The sequence below is a fragment of the Dyadobacter sp. genome, assembly GCF_017744695.1.
Lineage (GTDB): Bacteria > Bacteroidota > Bacteroidia > Cytophagales > Spirosomataceae > Dyadobacter.
In genome coordinates this window covers 1,728,122-1,746,814 of record NZ_JAGIAS010000001.1, presented here as the reverse complement: position 1 = coordinate 1,746,814, position 18,693 = coordinate 1,728,122, and the positions used below count along the sequence as shown (strand labels likewise).

The window sequence follows — 18,693 nt, the reverse complement described above, 5'->3', positions numbered from 1 at the left end:
AGCAGCTTATTGCTGAGGTATTTTGAGTTTTTGTCCCACCATAACACTGTTTCCGGACATATTGTTTAATTTCTTGATATCATCCACACTGGTATGGTAAGTTTGGGCAATGCGGAAAAGGGTTTCGCCTGGTGCAACGGTGTGTGTTTGGGAGCCCGATGGCTGGCTTACAGCCTCCGATTCGCCACCTTCGCCTCTTTTTACACGCAATTTCTGGCCTGATTTCAGGCGATCCGAATCGCTGAGATTGTTTAATTCGAGAAGCTCTTTAATGGAAATACCGTAAGCTTTTGAAATGCTGTAATAGGTTTGTCCGCTCTGAACCGTGTGGAATTCACTACCTGGTGTAGCGGCAAGTCTGGTTTCTTCCTTGATTTCTTCCGGTGTTCTAAAAGTCGAAGCGGGTGCGGGGCGTTCTACCGCCACTTTGGCCGGGGCCGCTTCTTCGCCCGATTTGGAGACCAGCAATCGTTGGCCGGATACCAGGCGACTTTGCGCAGACCGGTTGTTGATTGTCAGCAATTCGCGTAAAGAGAGGTTGTATTTGCTTGCAATGCCGAAATAGGTGTCACCCGGTTGCACGGTATGGTACGCGGGTGCCGCAGAAGCGGTAGGCGTGCTTTTTTCTTCGCTATTGCTCCAACGGGCAGGCTCCGTTTCTTTCTTTGCCGGCACTTCGGTTTCCCCTTCTGCTGCGCGTTCTGCACGCATGCGTGTGTACACGGAGCCGGACGATGCGGTCGTACGCGTGGTGTTCGGCGTTACCACCTTGCCAGGTGTGTTGGCTTTGCCAGTCGGTTTTTCCTCTTCGGCCGATTTGAATGTACTGTTGGTATCGTCCTGCGTAATGATCACGACGCGATCGTTTGTATTTGCAGCTGCCGGTGACGATGTTCCTGTGCCAGAACTTTTGCCGGACGGCTTATACAGCCCGGCTGCGTTACTCGCCGTTTTTCCAGCCGATGGGGTAGTGGCAGCGGGGATAGCGGCAGGCTCGGTTTCCTTCGCTACGCTGTTTTCGCTTTTCTCGACCAACACCGGCGTATATTTTTTGCGTCCGGATGCATTGCTTGGAATGTTGTTGTTTGATGCCGCTGGCGCTGTGGTTGCGGAGGCAGGTGTTTTTTGCGGAACAACCGTTGTGCTGGCTGCGGCAATGAGCGAGTCCTTTTTAGCAGGCGCGGTTGGTTGCGGCGGTGCGATGATCTCGACTGGTTGTTTGCGTGGGCGTTTTTTGTTCAGGAAAAGCACCTGGCCGGTTTGGATAGGGTAGTTGCGGCTGGTGGTGCGGTTGAATTTCAAAAGGTTTACCAGCCGGATGCCATATTGCTGCGATACGCTCAGCCAGGTATCACCGGGGCGGGCGACGTGCGATGGTGCGCTTGCTTTCTTGTGCTTGCGTGAGAGGTAATATACCTGGCCGGGAACAAGCGGCATATCTGCGAGGAGGTCGTTGTAACGCATGAAACGAGGTGTGCGGATACCTGCCGCCTTGGCCAATGTTTTGGGCTTGTCGCCTACGCGGGCTTCGATACCCGGCAGACCGTTGATTTCGTAAAGTGTGGGTGAATTAGGCTCCTGAAGCTGAACGGCTGATTTTTTCAGCACAGGATAGCCGGTGTCCTCGTAAACCGACGCCACGGCAGTCTGGCGCGGAGGCAATGCAAGCTTTTCGCGAACGGAAGCAACCTGGTCTACCGGTACCGGCAGGGTAATGAGGTACTCGCGGTCGCTAGGGACTTTGTCATCGTTGAGCCATTTATTGTGGCTTTTCAGTTCTCCTGCGGGAACATTCAGCGATTTGGCGATTTCGTCGAGTGACTGTCCTTTACCATAATCGGATTCCATCAAAATGTACGCATTGGGAGACTTGTACCGCTCGATCCCCGATTCCAATGCAATTTTATGTGCAAAAAAGCGGAGCATATACCGGTCCGTTTTGCCGGTGAGTGTCACCTCCCGTGCGTACGCCCAGTTCGCAGGAACCACCTTTTTTACACCGCCCGCACCCTGGTAATAGGAATACAGGGTCGTTACCCAGTTGTTGAACTGTTGGTTGTTCTTTTTCAAATACCATGCAGCTGCGTGCGTGGAGGAGCTGATATTCTTTCTTTCATCCACATCATTATCCACACGCAGGTTCAATTCGCGCGCGGTTTCGGGCTTAAACTGCCAGTAACCTACCGCATTGGAACTGGAAACCACATCCGGACGGAACGAGCTTTCCTGAACAGCCAGATATTTGAAGTCGATGGGCACTTCTTCGTCCATCAGAATACCTTCCACGATCGGGAAATGCATAATCGCACGGTCCATCTTTTCTTCCCAGAACTTTCTGTTCGACATCAGGCTTTTGACGTCTTCCTCGATAATATCCTGCGCACCCCGGTCGAATTTGACGGTGATACCGCCGAAGGAAACGCTGGACGGGATATCCGGGGCCTGCGCAAAAGCTGCATGGGCGGTCAGCAGCAGGACGATAACAAAAGAGATGATGTTGTTAGTGGAAGTTCTGGCCATAAAAAAGGTAAATGGTCGCCTGACTATTGAGTACTATAATTTCTGAAGAATCATCAACCCGTCGCGGATTGGTAGCAGCATGTTGGAAACCCGTGGATCTTCGTGTACCATCCGGTTGAAATCCAGCAATGCCTGCGTGTCTTTGTCTATCTTTTTCAACTGCTGTACGACTTTGCCACTCCAAAGCACATTATCGGCTATCAGGAAGCCCCCTGTGCGGGTTTTGTCGAGACAGAGGTTAAAGTAAGAAGAATAATTGATTTTATCCGCATCAATGAAGACGATGTCGAACGTATCGGTGAGCGTCGGGATAATATCCAGCGCATTCCCGACACGGTAGTCGATCTGGTCCTTGAAGGGCGTCTGGTCGAAATACTTTCGTGTGAAGCTTTCGAGCTCCTCGTTCACATCGATGGTGATGAGCTTTCCGCCGGGGTTGAGGCCTTCGCAAAGGCAAATGCCGGAGTAACCCGTATACGTGCCGATTTCCAGGATACGGTCGGGCCGGATCATCCTGGAAATCATGGAAAGAAACCTTCCCTGCATATGCCCGGAGAGCATACGGGGGCTGAGAACGTTGGCGTGCGTTTCCCTGTTGAGGGATTTCAGCAATGCATTCTCTTCTTCCGTGTGGGCTGCGGAATATTCTTCGATTTCCTCTACCAAAAACTTCATTCGAATATAATATGTGCTAATCCCGGTGCCGCTGCCTGTCAGACATGGGCTACAATGCGTTCAAGATAAGTGCCGTAACCGCTCTTCACAAGGGGCCGGGCGATTTCACGCAATTGTTCTGCATTAATAAAGCCCATACGGTATGCGATCTCCTCAATGCAGCCTACTTTTAAACCCTGACGCTCTTCGATCACCTGAACGAACTGCCCGGCTTGCATAAGCGACTGGAATGTACCCGTATCGAGCCATGCCGTACCGCGGTTGAGGACACCTACTTTCAATTTACCACGTTCGAGATATACCCGATTCACGTCCGTGATTTCGAGTTCGCCGCGCGGGGAAGGAGGGATAGTTTTAGCGATTTCAACCACATCGTTGTCGTAGAAGTACAAGCCAGGAACCGCGTAGTTGGATTTGGGTTCAACGGGTTTCTCTTCAATGGAAATCACGTGATTGGATTTGTCAAACTCTACAACGCCGTAACGCTCCGGATCGTGTACCTGGTAGGCAAAGATCACGCCGCCGTCGGGGTCGTTGTTGGATTGGAGCAGGCTCGAAAGGCCCGATCCGTAGAAAATATTGTCGCCCAGGATCAATGCAACTTTGTCGTCACCGATGAACTCTTCGCCGATGATGAACGCCTGTGCAAGGCCATCCGGGCTCGGTTGTACCGCATAGCTGAATTCGCAGCCGAGGCGGCTTCCGTCGCCGAGCAGCTTTTCGAAATGCGGAAGATCATGCGGGGTCGAAATGATCAGGATTTCACGGATGCCCGCCAGCATCAGGATCGACAACGGGTAATATATCATCGGTTTGTCGTAAACCGGCATGAGCTGCTTGCTTACCGCCAGTGTAAGCGGGTGTAATCTCGTACCGGAACCGCCGGCCAGAATAATGCCTTTCATAAATAGAGTTTCAATTGAGTAAAGAAATGGCCGGATTAACGATCCTGGTACATTTCGTCATAATATTTCTGGTAATTGCCGGAGGTGACGTTGTTCAGCCAGTCCTGGTTGGTCAGGTACCAGTCAACGGTTCTTTCCAGGCCTTCGGCAAACTGCAATGAAGGTTTCCAGCCCAGTTCTTCCGATAATTTGGTGGCATCGATCGCGTAACGCAGGTCATGTCCGGCGCGGTCGGTCACGTAAGTGATCAGGCTGGCGCTTTCGCCCTCGTTGCGGCCCAGTTTGCGGTCCATAATGCTGCAAAGCAGGTGTACGAGGTCGATATTCTTCCATTCGTTGTGACCGCCGATGTTGTAGGTATCGCCGTTGGCGCCGTTATGGAAAATCACATCGATCGCGATCGCGTGATCTTCCACGAACAACCAGTCGCGGATGTTTTCGCCTTTTCCGTAAACAGGAAGTGGTTTTTGCTGAATAATGTTGTGGATCATCAGCGGGATCAGCTTCTCCGGGAAATGGTTCGGACCGTAGTTATTCGAGCAGTTTGAAATAACCACGGGCAGCTTGTAGGTATTATGGTATGCCCTTACAAAATGATCGGACGATGCCTTCGAAGCCGAGTAGGGCGAACGTGGGTCATACTTGGTCGTTTCCACGAAGAATGTACCCGGATCGTGCAGTTCACCGTACACTTCGTCGGTAGACACGTGGTAGAAACGACGGTCGCTAAAATCGTCTTTCCATGCTTTTTTGGCAGCATTCAAAAGATTTACCGTACCTACCACATTCGTCATTACAAAAGACATCGGATCCGTGATCGAACGGTCCACATGGCTTTCCGCAGCAAGGTGTACCACACCGTGGAAATCGTTTTCAGTAAAAAGCTTGTCGATAAACGCCGCGTCGACGATATCGCCTTTCACGAATGTATAATTCGGCGCATTTTCGATGTCGCGCAGGTTTTCCAGGTTACCTGCGTAGGTAAGCGCGTCGAGGTTATATATATGATATTCCGGGTGAAAGTTGACAAACCGGCGAACCACATGTGAGCCGATAAAACCCGCTCCTCCCGTAATCAAGATTTTTTTCATTTTTCAGCTTTTGAGTTTTAGTTGCCAGTTCCATGCATCGCGCAATGCGTCCGCCATGGTTTTCTCGGCACGCCATTTCATTACATTATTTACTTTGTCGGACTGCGCGTAGATTTTCTCGACGTCCCCTTCACGGCGTGGCCCGATGGTGTAGTTGAGTTTTACGCCGTTTACTTCCTCAAAAGTATTAATCAATTGCAAAACGGTATAACCTTCGCCCGTTCCTACATTAAATACATCATAATAGTTAGTATCCGTTTGCGATTCGAGCAGGTCGAGCGCCTTCACGTGCGCTTTCGCGAGATCCACCACGTGGATAAAGTCGCGGATACAGGTGCCGTCCGGCGTATCGTAGTCATTACCGAAAACGGTAAGCGATTTGCGGAGGCCTGCGGCGGTTTGCGTAATGAACGGCACCAGATTGCTGGGAACGCCATTCGGCAGCTCTCCGATGAGCGACGTTTCGTGCGCGCCAATCGGGTTGAAATAGCGAAGCGAAATCGCTTTCAGGCCCGGACGTGAATGCACATGGTCGCGGATAATGTCCTCGGCGATCGCCTTGGTGTTGCCATAGGGCGAATTAGCCGGCAGGCGCGGCGTGCTTTCGGTAACCGGCAGCTTTTCGGGCTGGCCGTATACGGTACACGACGAGGAGAATACAAATTTATCTACATTGAATTCCTTAGCGGCACGAAGCAGTACCATCAGGGAAATGAGGTTATTTTCGTAGTAGTTCAATGGTTTTTCAACCGACTCACCCACAGCCTTGTATGCTGCAAAATGGATCACGCCGTCGAACTTTTCCTTTTCAAACAAAGCCCTTACTTTGTCGGCATCATTGCAATCGATTTCGTAGAATGGAAACTCCCTGCCGGTGATCTTTTTGATTCCTTCTAAAACGTTGAGATTGGAGTTGTACAGGTTGTCGATAATGACCGGTTCAAACCCCGCGTTGTGCAACTCTACAACGGTATGGGAACCGATAAAACCGGCCCCTCCGGTAACGAGAATTTTCATGCGTTATGTGCGGTTTTTATTAAAATTTGGTGGTATAGATGGTCTTCAAAGCGGTTTCTACCCGGCTTTTTTTCCGGGCAAAAGTAGAAAATTTGACGTCCATTAAAAAAAAATGTTTTTATTTATCCGTTGGTTGTAAAACGCAGATTTGAGGAAAATGAACCAGAAAGAAATCAAGGCACTGATATCCTTGCTTGATGATGAAGATCATGAAGTGAGTCAGCATGTTGAAGGGAAGATATTATCGTTGGGAGGGACAGTGATACCTTTTCTGGAGACTGAATGGGAGGAGAGTTTCAATCCGATCGTGCAGCGTAAAATCGAGGAACTGATCCACGAATTGCAGCTCAGCATTATGATCGAACGGTTACAAGCGTGGAAGAACGGCGGCGGGCTCGACCTGCTGGAAGGCATGTGGATCATCGCCACCTACCATTACCCCGATTTGTCGATCGAAAAGTTGAAAACCACCATTGAACAGCTTTACTATGACATCTGGATCCAGTTCCAGGAGGAAATGAATGCGGTGGACCAGGTGAAGCGGATCAACAGCATTTTCTTCGGCGTGATGAATTTCGCGGCCAATACCAAGAACTTTCATTCGCCTACCAACTCGATGATCAACTCGGTGCTCGAAAGCCGCCGCGGTAACCCTATTACCTTATGTGTGATCTATCTGTTGATTGCAAGAAAGCTGGGTATGCCGGTGTACGGCGTGAATCTGCCGAATCTGTTTGTGTTGACCTATAAAAGCGACAAGACCCAGTTCTATATTAATGTATTCAATCGCGGGATTATCTTTTCCAAAACGGACATCGATCACTATATCGCGCAGCTGAATATTAAATCCAAAGACATATTCTACCAACCCTGCACCAATCTCGAAATCGTGCAGCGCGTATTGCGTAACCTGATATTGTCGTACGAAAAGACCAGCGAGCAGGACAAGATCCGGGAAATCGAGAAGATACTGAAATCGACGCTCGACGAACTGCCCGAAGGCTGATATCAGAGCGCGATGGCGAGACAATGGCCGTCGAACCAGCGGATGTAAATGTTGGAAGGGACGATAATGTCTTCGTCGGTAAGGCTTCCCCTCAGGATAATGTCGGCGTCTTCGAATGGGCTGATAAAAATAGAATCCCTGAAACTGATCTTTTTCTTTCCGTAGAGTTTATACAAAGCTTCTTTCGCGCACCAGTACATGCAAAGGCGGTCCATTTCGTCCTGAGCGTGGTTGTACTCGGGCGGGGAAAGGTACTTTTTGGAAGTGCGCTGCAATTTCGGGTCGGTTTTTTCCATATCGATGCCCACGGCGGCAGTCGGGTTAATGGCCACGGCCACGAACTCTGCGGTGTGGGTGATGGAAATGTGCGAATCGTTGTCGATCAGGAATGCCTTGCCGTGCTCGTCCTTGTGAATGCCCACGTAATTAATGCCAAACTGCTCTGCCAGTGTTTTGATCAGCATCCGGCTGGCGAGCCATTCACGTTTTTTTTGCGGATGGGAGATTCTGTCAAGCTCCTGCTGGTTAAAGCCGTTACCCAGAGCATATTGAAGTTCCGCTTCGGTCTCCGTCAGTTTCCAAAGCAGTAATGTGCTGCTATCTTCTATCTTTTCGGAATGAACGAGGGGCATGGTAATACTGTTTGCTACAAAACTATCAAGATGAATATTCGCAAAGTAGATACTTTTTCCGGTCATAGGGACAGTGTTTATACAATTATTTCTGACGGAAGCGATCGCGGGTTTTATTCCGCCGGGGCCGATGGCTTTGTAATCCAATGGGACCTGCAAAAGCCCGATCTCGGAAAACTCGTCGCGCGCGCAGGCACATCCGTATACGCGCTCGCATTGCACGAGCGCAGCGACAAATTATGGATCGGGCAGAATTTTGAAGGTATTCAGCTATTGAATACCCGGGAAAATGCGATTGAAAAAACCTCCAAAATCACGACCTCGGCTATTTTTGATATCCGTTTCGCAGACGACAAGGCGCTCATCGCATTGGGCGACGGCGTGGTGGTCGTAATGGACGTTCCGTCATTTGCTGTTCAGAAGCATATCAAGATTGCGGGCAAGAGTGTTCGCAGTATCGCAGTCAATATCGAAACCAACGAATTCGCGACGGGCGATAGCGATTGCAACGTCCATATCTTCGATCTCGACGGTTTTAAATTAAAAAAGACCATACAAGCACATACAAACTCGGTATTTTCCGTTAAGTATTCACCGGACGGCAAATACCTCTTTACGACCGGACGGGACGCGCACCTGAAAATATGGGACGTCAATGATGCATACGGCATCGTCTCCGACATCCCCGCGCATATGTACGCGATCAACGACATTACATTCAGTCCGGATCGCTCCCTCTTCGCTACTTGCAGTATGGATAAGTCCATAAAATTGTGGGATGCAGCCACATTCAAGCTTAAAAAAATTATCGATCGCGCACGTCATGCGGGGCACGGAACATCGGTGAACAAGCTCCTTTGGACGGGCTTTGAAAATCAACTGATTTCGTGCAGTGACGACCGGATGATATCGGTTTGGGAGGTCGCGTAAGCCAATACTTATAATATGGTAATGTTGGTAAATACTTTGAAAAATGACACATATATCTTTAACTTACACGACCGTTTTTAACTAGGCATCAAAGCATAGAATGCATCATGAAAATATCCGCTATAGAGATACGCAAGCACACTTTTGAAAAGATTTTCAGAGGTTATGACCCGGACGAAGTAGATGCTTTCCTGAACTCTTTGTCTCAGGAATGGGAGCGGTATTCAAGCGAAAACAACTTGCTGAAGATGCAGCTGGACTACGCGGAGAAGGAATTGGCGAAGTTGAAAGATATCGAATCAACGTTATTCAGAACCTTAAAAGCAGCCGAGGATACCAGTAAGTTAATAGAAAAAGAAGCCAACGAAAATGCGGAAAAAAGAATAGAGGAATCACGCGTCGCGGCGAACGATCTGGTAACCGAAGCGGAGCAGCGCACAAGCCAGATTATCAAACAAACGGAGGACAGGCTGGCGAAATTCAAGGAGGACTTTGCACAGGAAGTGAAGATACAGGAACGCGATTTCCGGGCGATCGAAAACTTCCGTGACAACCTGATCGTACAGCTCAGTTCACTGGCCAACAGTGCGCTCGAAACCGTCGAACGTTTCGAGCAGAAATATGACAAAGAATCGGTCCTCAATAAAATGGAGGACATTAAAAAGCATATCGCGGAGATTGAAATTCCGAAGAAGCCACTGTACCAGGCGCCGGTGAGGATTGAACTGGAAGAGAAGCCGGCAGTTCAGCCTGCCGAGCCGGAAGTGGAAGTAGTGTTGCAGGATGATAAACCGGAAGTAGTATTTGAAGTAGCTCAGGAGCAGGAACCGGAGCCTGAACCGGTTTTTGAAGTAGATCCCGAGCTGCCGGAGGCGGTTGAAGTCGAGGATGAAGTGCCGGCGGCAGTTGTTCCCGAAGTGACCCCTGTGGAGGCGGCAGCGCCGGAGCCTGAACCAGCGCCGATTCCCGAGCCGGTGCGCGAAGAACCGGTTGCTTACAACAGGCCAAGACAAACGCAAAAAAGTGCGGCCGACGAAGCCGAAGAGGTGCTGGCGGAAATGCACAGGGTGGCAGAGAAGGCCAGGGATTCTTCGGCGGGCATCAACCGGCCGAGAGAAAGCAGTCAGCCGAAGAAATCAGGCGGCGGTTCATTTTTTGACCAAATCTAATAACCACCATTGGGAACGATCAGTCTCGAAGGACTCGAGTTTTTTGCATACCACGGCTACTACCCCGAAGAACAACGCATCGGAAATAAATATGCTCTGGATATTACCATTACCACGGATTTTTTCCGTGCCGCGCAGCACGACAAGCTGAGTGAAACCGTCAATTACGAAACCATTTACCAGCTCACGGCCAAGGTCATGAAAGAGCCGGCCAAGCTTTTGGAACACATTGGTTTTAATGTAATTGAAAAAATACGGGAGCATTACCCGACGGTCGAGAAGGTGACGGTGAAAGTCTCGAAGTTCAATCCGCCGATAGGAGGGGTTTGCACCCGGGCGGTGATAACGATGGAAGGATAATAAAAGAGGCGGTTTTTGAACCGCCTCTTTTGCTTTGTATCAATATTCGTGAGGAAGCTCAATGTTCACCGCCTCATGCCAAGGCAAACCGTGAATATTCAGCAGTTCCATGAAAGGATCCGGATTCAGCTCTTCCACATTATAAACGCCCGGCTTCATCCATTCGTCGTTCGTCAGCATCAGCATCGCGCCGATCATCGCCGGAACGCCTGTGGTGTAGCTCACGGCCTGTGCACGTACCTCGCGGTAGCATTCAGCATGGTCGCAGTTGTTCCAAACGTAATAGGTTTTCTCTTCACCGTCTTTGATACCCTTGATCTGGCAGCCAATGGACGTCTGGCCTGAGTAATTCTCGCCCAAAGTATCGGGTGCGGGCAGCACTGCTTTCAGGAATTCCAAAGGAACGATATCGATACCGTTGAATTTAATCGGCTTGATGCTCGTCATACCCACATTTTCAAGCACGTTCAGGTGCGTAATGTAAGCCTGGCCGAAAGTCATCCAGAAACGTGCGCGTTTCAGGGTAGGGAAGTTCTTTACCAATGATTCGAGTTCTTCGTGGTATAACACGTAGCTCTCTTTCGGTCCTATGCCCGGGTAATCGATCGGTTTATGGATAGACATCGCAGGGATTTCGACCCACTCGCCGTTTTCCCAATAGCGGCCCGGCTGGGTGATCTCGCGGATGTTGATTTCAGGGTTGAAGTTGGTCGCGAATGCTTTTCCGTGGTCTCCCGCGTTACAGTCGATGATATCCAGGTAATGCATTTCGTCGAACTGGTGCTTGGCGGCGAACGCGGTGAAAACCTGCGTAGCGCCCGGGTCGAAGCCGCAGCCGAGGACAGCCATCAGGCCAGCCTCCTTGAAGCGCTCCTGATATGCCCATTGCCAGCTGTATTCGAATTTCGCAACGTCTTTTGGTTCGTAGTTGGCGGTGTCGAGATAATGCACGCCGGTTTCGAGGCAAGCCTCCATGATCGTCAGATCCTGGTAAGGCAGGGCCACGTTGATAAGCACTTTGGGTTGGAAACGTTTGATGAGCAGTACCGTTTCGGCGACGATATCGGCATCCACCTGTGCGGTCTGGATCTCGACGCCGTGCATTTCCTTGATTTCGGCTGCTATTTTATCACATTTCGCCTTGGTGCGGCTTGCGAGCATTATTTCGGTGAAAACATTGCTGTTCAATGCGCATTTGTGTGCCACAACACTACCGACACCACCTGCGCCAATGATAAGAACCTTGGACATTTTAATAGTTTTAAATTTCCGGCAAAGATAGGACGAGCGGTTAATTTTTCAATTTAAATTTCCGTTAACCACCTTCATTACCTTGCCCTCTCCGTAGTTCAAATAGTACACTTCGCCCTTGATATCCTGTCCGAAAGAAGAAATATTACCCTTTCCTTCCATGATCAGCGTGTTGGATTTGCGGGCATCGCCGTCGAGCTCGAGCGCCCATATGCGCCCGCTGATGTAGTCGCCATAAATGTACTTGCCCGTGAGCGAGGGAATGGCGGTGCCGCGGTACACATAACCGCCGGTAATGGACCGGTCGCCGTCTTTCTGGCTGTAATCGTGTACAGGGTCGATGAGGCCTTGCGCATTGCAATTCGACGACGGGTTATAGCAATCGATTCCTTCTTTAATGCGCCAGCCGTAGTTGCCGCCCTTAGTGATAATGTCGATTTCTTCGCGCTCGTTCTGGCCGACGTCGCCTGCGAAAAGTTTGCCGGTACCGCTGTCAAAGCTGATCCGCCACGGATTGCGGAGGCCGTAGGCATAGATTTCAGGCAAATTTCCGGTTGTTCCGGCCAGGAATGGATTATCGGCTGGGATGCTGTAATTACCCTTCGCGGTTCCATTCACATCCACGCGCAGGATTTTGCCCAAATGGCTTTTCAGGTTCTGCGCATTATTCCGCGGATCGCCGCCACTGCCGCCATCGCCGGTGGCCATGTAGAGATAACCGTCCTTCCCGAATTGTAGCGAGCCGCCATTGTGGTTATCGAATGGCTGGTCGAAAGTAAATAAAACCGCTTCGCTTGCAGGATCCGCTTGTGTCGTGCTGGTGGCTTTGTACCGTGCTATCACCGTTTTAAGCGGCGTGCCGGAAGTGTAATTGACGAAGAAATAGCCGTTGGTTTTAAAATCAGGATGAAATGCGAGTCCTAGTAAACCCCGCTCGCCGCCTGATCTAACTTTGCTCTTGATATCGAGAAAAGTAGAGCTGGAAGAGACATTTTCAACATTGGAAAACACCTTAACGACCCCGCCCTGCTCCACAACGTAAAACCGGCTACTGTCGCCCGGAGCTTGCAGTAGATCAACGGGCTGGCTGAATATGAGCGCGGGGAAAGCATCTTTGGAATCGATGGTATTCTCTGGGAGTTCCGGATCATGCGGTGTTTCCGGATCGTCGGATTTGCAGGCAATAAATGCAAAAGCGATAGCCAACGGAACGAGCGTCAGGCGAAGGATGGCTTTCATGAGGTCGTAGTAGTAAGTTTCTAGAACAACGTCATGAAAGCCTATTTGTTTTTGGAACCGGTTTTAAATCAGGTGTTTCCAAATTACATCGTACACATCTACCGCTTCCAGTTCCGGCTTTTCGGCGGCCTTATCGGTGACGATGATCGGGTAGTATTCTTTGGGAATGTTAATGCCGCCGTGCGAGCCTTTAACCAACGTCGCGTCCAACGGAATAACGTCCATCAAATACCTGAAACCTAGTAGCTTGCGCGCCAGCTTGTAGCCCGCACGCAGTTTGATCAATGGATTTTTAGGATCCATGAACATTTCTACCGGATCGTAACCCGGCTTGCGGTGGATATCCACCAAATGCGCATAATCCGGTGCTTTGGCGTCGTCGAGCCAGTAGTAGTAGGTAAACCAGCTGTCCGGCTTGGCAACGACTACAATATCGCCCGAGCGTTCGTGATCGATGTGGTAATCTTTCTGGGCTGCTTTATCGAGAACAAGGTCGATACCAGGTGTTTTTTTCAAAACCTGCATTACCCGCTCTTTGACCGATGGATCATTGAGATACACATGCGCGATCTGGTGATCGGACACGGCAAATGCTTTGGAAACGCCCGCATCCAGCAGCTCATACCAGCGCTCCACGCGCACGGAAATGAGTCCTTCATTGCGGAGAATGCGATTGACATGGATCGGGTTATTTACCGGATTAATACCATATTCCGAAAGCAGAATGATCTTCGCATGGCGCGCTTCGTAAAATTGGATCAGGTCTTTAACAACCTCATCGATCTCATTCAACTCTTTGCTGATTTTGGAAAAATCCGGCCCGAATTTTTGCAGGCAGTAATCCAGATGCGGCAGATAAATGAGCGTCAGCGTCGGGTTATGCTTTTTTTCCACCGACATGGATGCATCCGCAATCCAGCGCGTGGATTTGATATTCGCATTCGGTCCCCAGAAATTGAAAAGCGGGAATTGACCGAGTTCGGCTTGCAGCTCGTCGCGCAACTCGGGTGGGTAGGTGTAACAATCGGGTGCTTTCACGCCGTCGGCGTGGTATTGTGGGCGCGGCGTTACCGACCAGTCGGCGGTGGAGTACATATTATACCACCAGAACATCTTTGAAACCGTAAAATTAGGGTCCTGTTTTCTTGCATTATCCCAAATTTTATCGCCTTGCACCAGCTTGTTCGATTGTTTCCAGAACTTCACTTCCGAATCTTCACGATCATACCAGCCATTGCCGACGATCCCGTTTTCGGCAGGCCATTTGCCAGTCACATAAGTACTTTGTGAGGTGGTGGTTACCGCTGGCAGGACTGGTTTAATAGGCGTAAGGTGGCGCTTTTTGACATAAGCGGCCAGAAACGGCGTATGCTCGCCGATCAGGTTGGCGCTCAACCCTACTATATCGATAACTACGGTTTTATTCATAATTGAGGACTTTCTTTACCCATTCGAGCTCGCGTACGATGGATTCGCCGATGGGTTTCTGCATATCTTCGGGCAGCACGCCCCAGGTGTAGGTTTCTACTTCGAGGTACGCCGAGAATGGCGATTCTTTCTGCAAAGCCAATGTCTGAACAATATCACCTTGTGTCGAATCCAGCACGCCGTAAGTATTCACAAATAAGGGAACGTGGAAATGCACGCGCCATTCTTCATGGGTATCGTCCCAGTCGGTCAATGCTTCTTTGAGATCGGGATAATGCGTGAAATGGCCATCGTCGTGGCGGGCTACTACCTGGTGGAGGTAAACAGGCTCGTCGAATGTCTCGATAGCTTTCCGCTTAATTTCCCGCTCGCTGGTGTAATTCACTTTCAAAGCCGAGCTCACCTGAATGCGACCGACTTTAATACCATATTCATTCAGTGAGTCGAGGATATCTTCCGGTTTTTCAAAACCCACAGCTGCGTGGCAAATGTCATAGCATAGCTGAATATGCTTTAAAATAAGCGCTTGCGCCGCTTCACCATCGATACCGTATTTTTCTACCAAATAAATGGTGCCCTTAGGAAGCAAAACATTGGTATACCAGGTCACGAAATCCTCCGTATTGTCGAGAATGCCGTCGGGTTCAGGCTCAATGTCTAAATGAAGGAATTGGCCGGTTTCCTTTTCAATGCGGATCAACTCGTCGAGCAACTCGAGGATATGATCGGTCGCTTTCTCGGTGGCTTGCAGCTTGTCGGCTTCGGTTTTCCACCAAAGGCGGTAAGATAGCGGCGGGGTGGAAACGCCTCCGTGCATATCGGCGGGCAGCAATGCGGCCAGAATGTTGAAAAGGCGTTTGGTATAGGCGAGGCGGTCGACGGTGGTCCAGTCGGGCGTGTGCACATCGTCTTTTACGCGGGTATTGTGAAAGCCGCCGTAGGGAAAGCCGTTGATCACAAATACATACACATTCTGCTCCGCGAGCCAGTTTTTGAACTCGGCCAGCACTTCCGGCTTGCTGAGCTCGATGGAAGCTTCATTCGCAACGCGCAAACCAAGGCCGAATGGCTTCCCAGGCGCTAGTTGCTCGCGGATGTAAGGAATGCTCTCACGCAGCGACCGGAAATGGTCGTCCCATTTTTCACCGGGATGGATGTTGCTGCAATAGGTAAGGTGTCCGTAAGGCGTAATCATGCAGGAATGATTTTGGAGCTTTCGAGGTAATCCACCGACTGCGCGATGATGTCGGCATCCAGTTCATGCACTTCCACTCCTTTTCCAATTTTCTCTAAAAGCATGATCGTCAGCCTGCCGCCAAGGTGCTCGCGGAATTCCTGCAAGCCGTTGCGGAGGTTGATTTTATCGTTTTCAGCGAGTTTTGAATGGTACAGTTCAAAACCTACTTTGGTGAGTACATCTATAATACGGTGCAGATCGCTCTCTGCCAGCATGCCTATTTTGTTGGCATACACACAATCCAATGCGATACCGATAGCCACCGCTTCACCGTGACGTACCTGGAAATTCGTCAAAAATTCGAGCTTATGCGCTGCCCAGTGCCCGAAATCCAGCGGGCGTGAGGAGCCGAATTCAAACGGATCACCGCCGGCAATGTGGTCGGTGTGCATTTCCGCGCAGCGATGGATGAGGTAGGCCATAGCTTCCTGATCGCGATTGGCCAATGCGGTTGCATGTTCTTCAATCCATTCGAAGAATGCCTGGTCCTTGATTAACGCCACTTTCACTGCTTCCGCGAGCCCGCCACGCCAGTCGCGGTCGTCGAGCGTGCGCAGGAAGGTTAAGTCATTGAACACGGCCACAGGCGGTGCGAATGTGCCTAGAAAGTTCTTTTTGCCGTGAAAATTAATGCTGTTTTTCACGCCAACCCCCGAGTCGTTTTGCGCGAGCACAGTTGTTGGAATGCGGATCAGCTTGATGCCCCGGTGCGAGACCGCAGCCGCGTAACCCACCAGGTCGAGTACGGCGCCACCACCGATACCTATTACGAATGAATGACGGTCAATCCCGAATACATCGACGGCTTCCACGAGCTTATCGAATTGTGACGGATCGTTTTTGCAAGCCTCGCCGCCTGGTACCGAAATAATTTCGGGTGCGAGCTGGACATGCTTTACATTTTCGACAAAGTAGGAGCGGATCTGATTTTTCAGTTCCGGCTGTGTTTGTTCAAACCCCTCGTCCACGATCACCAGGGCCTTGCGTTGAAAGCCCTGCTCGGTATATTCTTGAAAAAAATCTTTCAGTAACGGGTTCTGGGTGTCAAAAAGGTGTTGGGTGAAGAATACGGCATAGTTGTATTCCACCTGGAAACGTTGTTTTATGGTTTGCATTGAATCAGGCATTACACGCAAAATGGGTATTTACAATTAAAACGTTTGAAAACACGATCCGTTCAAACGCAGCTCAAAATCATTGATATAAAGACTAAAATTAACAGGTTTTCCCCGTCCCGCCATCGTCCAATTTGTTTATTAGATCGAAGCCACCTCCCTTTCTTTCTTCCTCCATCCTCATTCCTCCCTACGCGGGCCACCTTTCTCCCATCATCTAAGTCACCGCAAAAGCCTTTGCCAAATACATAGACAGCGGCAGCAATGCAAGTACAGCAATCGCAATGGGCAGTAACCCAAACGCCGCGCACCAGGAAGCATTCATCACAATCAGGGAGATTACCCCGGCTTTGACAGCCTTTCCGATCAGCGGGCCGATCGGATTCTGCATCGCATTCCAGAGCGGGCGGAAGATGAACCACGCATGTAGCAATACAAATGGAATGGTGAACAAAAGATTACCCTTTCCCTGGGCGATGGTCAGTTGTGCCGCCAGTACCGCGAGGTAAAGAAATGCGGCGATATACAATGTTCGTTTCTTCCCGCCATGTACCTCATCCTGGCTGATCAGCGTGATCGCGCCGATGTACATAATCGGGAAAATGGCGATAAACGCCCAACTCTGAAACGACTCGGGCAATACGCTCATGCCGAGGATGAGGTTCCCGCCCCGGCACATGCCCATTACCAGCGGACCAAAAAAAACGTGGTGTTTGGCAAACCGGTTGTATAAGACGGTCAGCATCGCAACTACAATCGCGATCATCCCGCTTTGTAAATTGAATGCACCCGCCGCAATAATGCCTAATAACAAGAGCGAAATGCCCATGGTAGCTGCCTGGGGCAGCGGTACCTTACCACTGGGAATGGGCCGCTCGGGTCGTTCGACAGCGTCGAGTTTGGCATCGAAAACATCGTTCATCACCACGCCACCACCGTAAAGGCCTAGCGTGGAAGCTACGAGTAATGCAGGTGAAAAATCCGAAAACGTAAACTGCGCGATGGCCATACCAGCCAGGATGTCCGCAATGGCGGTTACCAGGTTGGCTGGGCGCGTCAGCTGCAAATAAGGTTTGAGGCTGCTCACTTTAATTGATCACTAAAAAGTCTTTCACAGGAGCAGGCTGCTGGCCACCTCTTAAAATGCTGTTTCCATGGAATTTCTCCGTCTGATCTACCGCGTAACCCGATTCGAAATCGGTCACGTCGATCTGCCCGCTTTTGCCAAATGCGTCGATGGCATTCTGGTAAGTCACGAGGCGGATTGTCTCGTCGGAGATACCGCGCATTTTCATCAATGCCGCCGTTTTCGGAATTGCCAATGGATCGGAAATGCCCCAGTCGGCTGCGGAGTTGATCATGATGCGTTCCGGGCCGTATTGTTCGACCACTTTCACCATCCTTTCATTACCCATTTTGGTAAAAGGATAAATGGTAAACGCCGCCCAGAAACCCTGGTCGAGTACGCTTTTCACGGTTTCTTCATTGTTATGGTCCACAATCACCCACGACGGGTCGATACCGTGCTCCAATGCAATGGCCATACTGCGCTCGGTACCTTTCTTCTTGTCGCGGTGCGGGGTGTGGATTTGAACCGGCAACTTCGCTTCTTTGGCGAGTTCGAGTTGCAGACGGTAGTATTTCTCTTCCGCGGGCGTCTGGTCGTCGAAACCGATCTCGCCCACGCCCACTACGCCTTCTTTATAAATATATAATGGCAGGATCTCCATTACCTGCTCCGCGAGCGGCTCGTTGTTGGCCTCGCGGGAGTTGAGACCCATGGTGCAGTAGTGTTTAATGCCAAACTGCGAGGAACGGAACCGTTCCCAGCCTACCAGACTGCTGTAATAATCCTTGAATGTCGATAAACCCGTCCGCGGCTGCCCCACCCAGAACGCGGGCTCGATGAGTGCCACGATACCGGCCTGGTTCATCGCCTGGTAGTCGTCCGTCGTGCGGGAAACCATGTGGATATGCGGGTCGAAAAACCGCATTCCTTGGATCAAATCTTTATAATCGTTCCAGGCGATGTCGCGGTGCGCGGGTGCCTGGCTTGCTTCTTCGCTATCTTCGAAATGCGAAGGGTTCGGGGTTATTTCTGTATGATTAGCGCACATA

17 protein-coding genes are annotated in these 18,693 nt (G+C 50.4%); 4 read left to right on the top strand and 13 right to left on the bottom strand.

Annotated features, from left to right (window positions below; genetic code table 11):
- Positions 1 to 6: 6 nt before the first annotated feature.
- Genes J7619_RS06865 through galE form a run of 5 tightly spaced genes read right to left on the bottom strand, consistent with a single transcriptional unit; the run spans position 7 to position 6,208 of the window.
- On the bottom strand, positions 7 to 2,520 hold the full coding sequence (locus tag J7619_RS06865; RefSeq protein ID WP_291195991.1) for a LysM peptidoglycan-binding domain-containing protein: 2,514 nt from the start codon (positions 2,518 to 2,520) through the stop codon (positions 7 to 9).
- Positions 2,521 to 2,553: 33 nt separating this feature from the next.
- A complete protein-coding gene (locus J7619_RS06860; protein ID WP_291195988.1) occupies positions 2,554 to 3,195 on the bottom strand; it encodes an O-methyltransferase in 642 nt (213 codons plus the stop codon).
- 38 nt (positions 3,196 to 3,233) lie between these two features.
- On the bottom strand, positions 3,234 to 4,100 hold the full coding sequence (gene rfbA, locus J7619_RS06855) for a glucose-1-phosphate thymidylyltransferase RfbA (RefSeq protein ID WP_291195985.1): 867 nt from the start codon (positions 4,098 to 4,100) through the stop codon (positions 3,234 to 3,236).
- Positions 4,101 to 4,135: 35 nt separating this feature from the next.
- Positions 4,136 to 5,191: a dTDP-glucose 4,6-dehydratase gene (rfbB, locus tag J7619_RS06850; protein WP_291195982.1), complete on the bottom strand. Its 1,056-nt coding sequence runs from the start codon at positions 5,189 to 5,191 to the stop codon at positions 4,136 to 4,138.
- A gap of 3 nt (positions 5,192 to 5,194) precedes the next feature.
- Entirely contained in the window at positions 5,195 to 6,208 is a 1,014-nt protein-coding gene (galE, locus tag J7619_RS06845; RefSeq protein WP_291195979.1) for a UDP-glucose 4-epimerase GalE, read from the bottom strand.
- 157 nt (positions 6,209 to 6,365) lie between these two features.
- On the opposite strand from galE, the gene J7619_RS06840 reads away from it, so the two are divergent.
- Positions 6,366 to 7,214, top strand: a complete 849-nt coding sequence (locus J7619_RS06840; protein ID WP_291042979.1) for a transglutaminase-like domain-containing protein — start codon at positions 6,366 to 6,368, stop codon at positions 7,212 to 7,214.
- A gap of 2 nt (positions 7,215 to 7,216) precedes the next feature.
- On the opposite strand, the gene J7619_RS06835 is transcribed toward J7619_RS06840, so the two are convergent.
- Positions 7,217 to 7,846, bottom strand: a complete 630-nt coding sequence (locus J7619_RS06835) for a 4'-phosphopantetheinyl transferase superfamily protein (protein WP_291195976.1) — start codon at positions 7,844 to 7,846, stop codon at positions 7,217 to 7,219.
- A 30-nt stretch (positions 7,847 to 7,876) separates the two neighbouring features.
- Here J7619_RS06835 and J7619_RS06830 point away from each other — a divergent pair, with 30 nt between their 5' ends.
- The 3 genes from J7619_RS06830 (at position 7,877) to folB (ending at position 10,305) form a co-directional block, all read left to right on the top strand.
- Entirely contained in the window at positions 7,877 to 8,776 is a 900-nt protein-coding gene (locus J7619_RS06830) for a WD40 repeat domain-containing protein (protein WP_291195973.1), read from the top strand.
- Between the two features lie 107 nt (positions 8,777 to 8,883).
- The gene (locus tag J7619_RS06825; protein WP_291195970.1) at positions 8,884 to 9,945 is read left to right on the top strand and encodes a DivIVA domain-containing protein; all 1,062 of its coding nucleotides are present in this window, start codon (positions 8,884 to 8,886) and stop codon (positions 9,943 to 9,945) included.
- 9 nt (positions 9,946 to 9,954) lie between these two features.
- Positions 9,955 to 10,305 (top strand): dihydroneopterin aldolase, encoded by a 351-nt coding sequence (folB, locus tag J7619_RS06820; RefSeq protein ID WP_019940367.1) that lies wholly within the window; start codon positions 9,955 to 9,957, stop codon positions 10,303 to 10,305.
- 39 nt (positions 10,306 to 10,344) lie between these two features.
- Here the strand turns inward: folB and J7619_RS06815 are convergent, their stop codons facing one another.
- From J7619_RS06815 to J7619_RS06785, 7 genes are all read right to left on the bottom strand, one after another.
- Positions 10,345 to 11,601, bottom strand: a complete 1,257-nt coding sequence (locus J7619_RS06815) for a saccharopine dehydrogenase family protein (RefSeq protein WP_291196522.1) — start codon at positions 11,599 to 11,601, stop codon at positions 10,345 to 10,347.
- 3 nt (positions 11,602 to 11,604) lie between these two features.
- Positions 11,605 to 12,795 (bottom strand): sorbosone dehydrogenase family protein, encoded by a 1,191-nt coding sequence (locus J7619_RS06810; RefSeq protein WP_291195963.1) that lies wholly within the window; start codon positions 12,793 to 12,795, stop codon positions 11,605 to 11,607.
- A 63-nt stretch (positions 12,796 to 12,858) separates the two neighbouring features.
- The gene (locus J7619_RS06805; RefSeq protein WP_291195960.1) at positions 12,859 to 14,223 is read right to left on the bottom strand and encodes an alkaline phosphatase family protein; all 1,365 of its coding nucleotides are present in this window, start codon (positions 14,221 to 14,223) and stop codon (positions 12,859 to 12,861) included.
- Complete coding sequence (gene eboE / locus J7619_RS06800; protein WP_291195957.1) at positions 14,216 to 15,418, bottom strand: metabolite traffic protein EboE; 1,203 nt, start codon at positions 15,416 to 15,418, stop codon at positions 14,216 to 14,218. The genes J7619_RS06805 and eboE overlap by 8 nt, the downstream gene beginning before the upstream one ends.
- The gene (locus J7619_RS06795) at positions 15,415 to 16,575 is read right to left on the bottom strand and encodes a 3-dehydroquinate synthase (protein WP_291195954.1); all 1,161 of its coding nucleotides are present in this window, start codon (positions 16,573 to 16,575) and stop codon (positions 15,415 to 15,417) included. The genes eboE and J7619_RS06795 overlap by 4 nt, the downstream gene beginning before the upstream one ends.
- Before the next feature lie 217 nt (positions 16,576 to 16,792).
- Positions 16,793 to 17,662 (bottom strand): UbiA-like protein EboC, encoded by an 870-nt coding sequence (gene eboC, locus J7619_RS06790; RefSeq protein ID WP_291195951.1) that lies wholly within the window; start codon positions 17,660 to 17,662, stop codon positions 16,793 to 16,795.
- 1 nt (position 17,663) lies between these two features.
- Complete coding sequence (locus J7619_RS06785; RefSeq protein ID WP_291195948.1) at positions 17,664 to 18,692, bottom strand: TatD family hydrolase; 1,029 nt, start codon at positions 18,690 to 18,692, stop codon at positions 17,664 to 17,666.
- Position 18,693: the final 1 nt, after the last annotated feature.

Excerpts from the sequence above, each read along its gene's own strand:
- J7619_RS06825 (WP_291195970.1), top strand. The coding sequence starts at position 8,884 with ATGAAAATATCCGCTATAGAGATACGCAAGCACACTTTTGAAAAGATT.
- J7619_RS06795 (WP_291195954.1), bottom strand. The coding sequence starts at position 16,575 with ATGCAAACCATAAAACAACGTTTCCAGGTGGAATACAACTATGCCGTA.
- J7619_RS06830 (WP_291195973.1), top strand. The coding sequence starts at position 7,877 with ATGAATATTCGCAAAGTAGATACTTTTTCCGGTCATAGGGACAGTGTT.
- J7619_RS06835 (WP_291195976.1), bottom strand. The coding sequence starts at position 7,846 with ATGCCCCTCGTTCATTCCGAAAAGATAGAAGATAGCAGCACATTACTG.
- galE (WP_291195979.1), bottom strand. The coding sequence starts at position 6,208 with ATGAAAATTCTCGTTACCGGAGGGGCCGGTTTTATCGGTTCCCATACC.
- J7619_RS06860 (WP_291195988.1), bottom strand. The coding sequence starts at position 3,195 with ATGAAGTTTTTGGTAGAGGAAATCGAAGAATATTCCGCAGCCCACACG.
- eboE (WP_291195957.1), bottom strand. The coding sequence starts at position 15,418 with ATGATTACGCCTTACGGACACCTTACCTATTGCAGCAACATCCATCCC.
- J7619_RS06805 (WP_291195960.1), bottom strand. The coding sequence starts at position 14,223 with ATGAATAAAACCGTAGTTATCGATATAGTAGGGTTGAGCGCCAACCTG.
- J7619_RS06785 (WP_291195948.1), bottom strand. The coding sequence starts at position 18,692 with ATGTGCGCTAATCATACAGAAATAACCCCGAACCCTTCGCATTTCGAA.
- rfbB (WP_291195982.1), bottom strand. The coding sequence starts at position 5,191 with ATGAAAAAAATCTTGATTACGGGAGGAGCGGGTTTTATCGGCTCACAT.
- rfbA (WP_291195985.1), bottom strand. The coding sequence starts at position 4,100 with ATGAAAGGCATTATTCTGGCCGGCGGTTCCGGTACGAGATTACACCCG.
- J7619_RS06865 (WP_291195991.1), bottom strand. The coding sequence starts at position 2,520 with ATGGCCAGAACTTCCACTAACAACATCATCTCTTTTGTTATCGTCCTG.
- J7619_RS06840 (WP_291042979.1), top strand. The coding sequence starts at position 6,366 with ATGAACCAGAAAGAAATCAAGGCACTGATATCCTTGCTTGATGATGAA.
- J7619_RS06810 (WP_291195963.1), bottom strand. The coding sequence starts at position 12,795 with ATGAAAGCCATCCTTCGCCTGACGCTCGTTCCGTTGGCTATCGCTTTT.